This is a genomic window from Kitasatospora sp. NPDC007106, from assembly GCF_040634455.1.
Taxonomy (GTDB): domain Bacteria; phylum Actinomycetota; class Actinomycetes; order Streptomycetales; family Streptomycetaceae; genus Kitasatospora; species Kitasatospora arboriphila.
Genome location: NZ_JBEYFP010000550.1, coordinates 1 through 4048, shown reverse-complemented (window position 1 = coordinate 4048; position 4048 = coordinate 1). Strand labels below are relative to the sequence as shown.

Here is a 4048-nt window from a genome sequence, read left to right as displayed (position 1 = left end):
GCCGCCCGCGAACACCTGGTGCGCCAGCACCCCGAACGCCCAGACGTCGGCGCTCGGCCGCAACGCCACCCCCCGCACCCCGCTCCGCTCGGACCACCACTCCGGCGGCACGTGGTCGAGCGTGCCGAGCGGCGGGACGTAGGCGTGCGTGCCGTCGAGTTCGGCGGTCAGCCCGAAGTCCGCGAGCCGCACCGAACCGTCGGCCATCAGCAGGACGTTCGCCGGCTTGAGGTCGCCGTGCACCCAACCGTGCCGGTGCATGTGGGCCAGGCCCTCGCAGACCTCGGCGAGCAGCCGGGCACCCTCCGCGGGCGGCACCGCCCGGCCCTCGGCGAGCAGGTCCGCGAGGCTCCGCTCCGCCCGCTCCATCACCAGCACCACGGCGCCGTCCAGGCCCGGTCGGCCCGGGTCGCGGAGCACCGCGGTGGCGAACGTCCTGATCAGCCGCGGGTGTTCCGCCCGAGCGCTGAACTCCGCCTCCCGCCGGGCGAGTTCGCTCGCCTGCCGGCACTGGCCGGGAGCGAGCCGGGCGGCCGGCAGGATCTTCACCGCCGCCGGCGCCCCGTCCCGCCGCCGGACCGCCGCGTAGACCGCACCCCAACCGCCCGCACCGATCGGGCCGGTGATCCGGTGCCCGGCCACCCGGTAGCCGGGCGGCACCTCGGGCACCGGCCCGTCCGGGAACCCCGTACTCACGCCCTGCTCACCCCCCGCTCACCCGGCTCCCGCCGGGCGGCCCACCCGGCGCGCGGGCAGCAGCGCCAGGTGCTCCTCGCGCACCAGGTCGAAGCGGAGCGCCAGGTCGACCAGCTCCTCGCGCTTGCGCAGCGGTCCCGCCCCGCCCTCCGAACCCTCCGGCCGCAGGCGGAGTTTGGACTCCGCCAGGTAGTCGATGTGGTAGTTCACCGCGGACCGGCTCGGCCCGGCGGCGCCCGGACCGCCGCGCAGCCGCTCCACCACGTCGCCGACCCCGGGGACGGCCGCGGAGGTGCCACGCAGCCGCGGCTCGCAGAGCGCCACCAGCACCAGGAAGTACTTCGCCGTGGCGTCCAGCGCGAACGGGCTGACGGTGTGTTCGCCCGGCGGCCCGGCCTGCGCCCGGTCCAGGTAGGCGTGCTGCGGCGCGAAGACCTTGAAGTGGCAGCCGCCGCCCAGCGAGGGCAGCACCACCCGGGAGAACTCGAACGCCACCGGCGCCCCCAGCCGCCCCGGCGCCACCTTGAGGTGCTCCCCCGCGCCCTCCAGGTTCTCCACCACGTAGGTCGCCGACCGGCTGAAGTTCGACAGTCGCCAGTAGTCGGAGGCCGCCGTGAGCTCACCGGCCCGGCGCGAGACGCCCTGGTCGGGCAGCGGGATCGCAACCGGCCGGCCCGGTGCGCCGCGACCGAAGTCCGCACTGTCGTCCGGGCCCATCCGCAGCAGCCGCGGCGCGGCCCGCGGGCCCCCGCCGGTGTCCGGCAGCTGCACGATGACGGTGTCCATCACGCCCCCTCGGTGAATTCCCGCTCCGCCGGCGGCCCTTGCGCACGACAGGACGGACCTGCGCACGCCACGGCGGAGCCCGGAGACACACCTCGTGTGCCCGTAGCGTGACTCAGTGTTCCAGAAAAGGCATGCTGCGTGTGCGATGCTTCAGCCCTCGCGCCGGGCGCCGGGCACGCTGCCGTGCCGGATGTCGCCGCAGGCTGACGTGTCAGCTGCCGCGCGGCCGGCGCCGCGGGGGCCGGTCAGCCGTTGGAACCGGTCAGCCGCGGGGATGCCACTCCACCAGGACGATCGTCGCGTCGTCGACCAGGCGGTGGTCCCGGTGCTCCAGCAGGGCGAGGATCAGCCGCCGCAGTGCCTCGGGGGCCGGCTCGCCGGCCGCGGCCGAGCGGACCACCAGGTCGACCAGCCGCTCCTCGCCGAACAGGTCACCCGCCGCCGACCTCGCCTCGGTCACCCCGTCGGTGTGGACCAGAATGCGGTCGCCCGGCTCCAGCTGCGCGTGGTGCACGGTGGCCGGGCCGCGCGGATAGCCGCTGCCGAGGCCCAGCGGGAGCTGCGCGGGGCGTTCCAGCGCCCCGGGCACGACGTGCTGACGGCGGATCAGCAGCGGGGGCGGGTGGCCGAAGTTCACCCAGCTGAGGCGGCCCGTCCCGGTGTCGAGGTCGGCGAAGACCGCGGTCAGCAGCCGGTCCGGGATCCACCGGGTCAACGCCCCGTCCACCGCCTCGGCGATGTCCGCCAGACCGCCGCCCGCCCGCCGGGTCGACCGGCAGCCGGCCACCGCCACCGCGGACGCACCGCCCGCCGCCAGGTCGTGGCCCATCGCATCGACCACCGTCAGGTGCAGCCGGTCCCGCTGCAGGCTGTGGTCGAAGGCGTCGCCGCCGATCTCGTAGGCCGGCTCCAGCGCGGCGGACGAGGTGACGTCGCGGGTGCCCAGGGTCCGCGGCGGCATGAACGCCCAGGCCAGCTCGGCCTGCAGGGTCATCGGGCGGCTCCGGACGGCCTCCGCCATCACGTCGCTGAACGCCGCCTTCGAGATCACCACCAGTGCCGTCAGCGAGGCCAGCGTGCGGCACCGCTCGTGCACCGCCGGGCCGGGAGCCGCGGCCGCCACCCGCAGCACGCCGATCCGCTCCACCCCGTCGACGAGCGGCAGCCACAGCTCGACCCGGCCGTCGGCGGACGACTCCTGCGGTTTCATCGTCCGGTACGCCCAGCCTGCGAGGGTCCCCTCCACGGGGACGCCCGTTTCGTCGGTGCCGGGCCCGCGCGGCCGGTCGTCGGGCAGCGGCACCAGGCGGACCTGCTGGACGTCGGCCAGGTAGACGGCTGCGCCGGCCATCCCGAGCGCCCGGGCGGTGTCGTCGACCAGGCCGGCGATGTCGCGCGGCCCCACGTCGTGGGACATCTCCAGGAACTCGCCGACCACCCGGCCGACCCCGGCCTCGTCCACCGCCGCCACCGCCTTCTCCTCGGACGGCACCCCTGCACCCCCGCCCGTTGCATCGAACCACCGCCCCACCCCCACGGCGACCGGACGGCAGCGCGGGACGGGCCCGGCGGGCGAGTGCCGCGACGGCGGCGGGAGCGGGGCTGCCAGCTGCCGGCGCGGGCCCTACGGACGGCGGGTGGGAGCGGCCCTACGGACGGCGGGCAGGAGGCGGGTACTACGGCGGCGGGCGCGAGCGGGCACTACCGGCGCCGGGCGGGAGCGGGGCTGCCGATGGCAGGTGGGGGTGGCCCACTACGGACGGCGGGTGGGAGCGGGGCCGAGGTCGGGGCCGGGCGGGAGGCCGAGGGCGGTGAGGGCGGTGGTGGCGGCTGCGGTGTGGCGGGCGCCGGCGAGGACGAGGGTGCGGGCGGACTGGTAGGGGGATCCGGCGGCGGTGAAGGCCTCGGCGGTGGCGAGCAGGCCGGGCAGGTCCCCGTCGAGGAGCGCCTGGGCGCGGTCCACCTGAGCGGCGGCGACCGGATTGCCCGCCACCAGCGCCCGGGCGGCGGCGATGCGGCGGGCGGCCCCGGGGTGACCGGCGAGGACGGCGGCCTCCGCCCGGAGGGCCGCGTACCAGTGCAGCCAGACCCAGGAGACCCACTTCCAGACCTCGTCCGGCTCGGGCGCGAGCCGTTCCAGGGCCGCGTCCGCATCACCTCGGTGGAGCAGGACGATCGCGTCGAAGACCGCACCGTAGCCGTGGCGGTGCTCCGGCTCGGTGCCCGCCCGGTCGACCACCGCCCGCCAGGCGGTCCGGGCCTCCCGGTCGCCCCGCAGACCGTGGACCATGGCGACGGACGCCGCCGCGGGACCGAGCGAGAACGACCGCGGACGGCCGCCGCGCTCCCAGGCGTCGAGGAAGACCGCACTGCCCGCGAGCACGTCCCCGGCCCGGCCCGCCAGGGCGTCGGCGACCAGCAGCCAGGAGGTGGCGTGGTGGCCCACCTCGGCCAGCAGCGGGTGGTCGGCGAGCTGTCGGCCCATCTCGCGCTCCAGGTAGGCGCGGAGGAAGGCGTCCGGGTCCTCGACCGGGCTGCCGAGCGGGTCGAGGAGCTCCGGGGCGTC

General features: G+C 76.9%; 3 protein-coding genes and 1 pseudogene. All 4 read right to left on the bottom strand.

Annotation, left to right across the window (positions count from 1 at the left end; all coding sequences use genetic code 11):
* Positions 1 to 696: serine/threonine-protein kinase (locus ABZ641_RS28165; RefSeq protein WP_359986143.1), on the bottom strand; the 696-nt coding region annotated here is incomplete at its 3' end.
* 18 nt (positions 697 to 714) lie between these two features.
* Entirely contained in the window at positions 715 to 1482 is a 768-nt protein-coding gene (locus tag ABZ641_RS28160) for a serine/threonine protein kinase (RefSeq protein WP_359986140.1), read from the bottom strand.
* A gap of 262 nt (positions 1483 to 1744) precedes the next feature.
* Positions 1745 to 2974, bottom strand: a complete 1230-nt coding sequence (locus tag ABZ641_RS28155; protein ID WP_359986138.1) for a PP2C family protein-serine/threonine phosphatase — start codon at positions 2972 to 2974, stop codon at positions 1745 to 1747.
* A 261-nt stretch (positions 2975 to 3235) separates the two neighbouring features.
* A pseudogene (locus ABZ641_RS28150) lies at positions 3236 to 4048 on the bottom strand (ATPase); the annotation flags it as partial.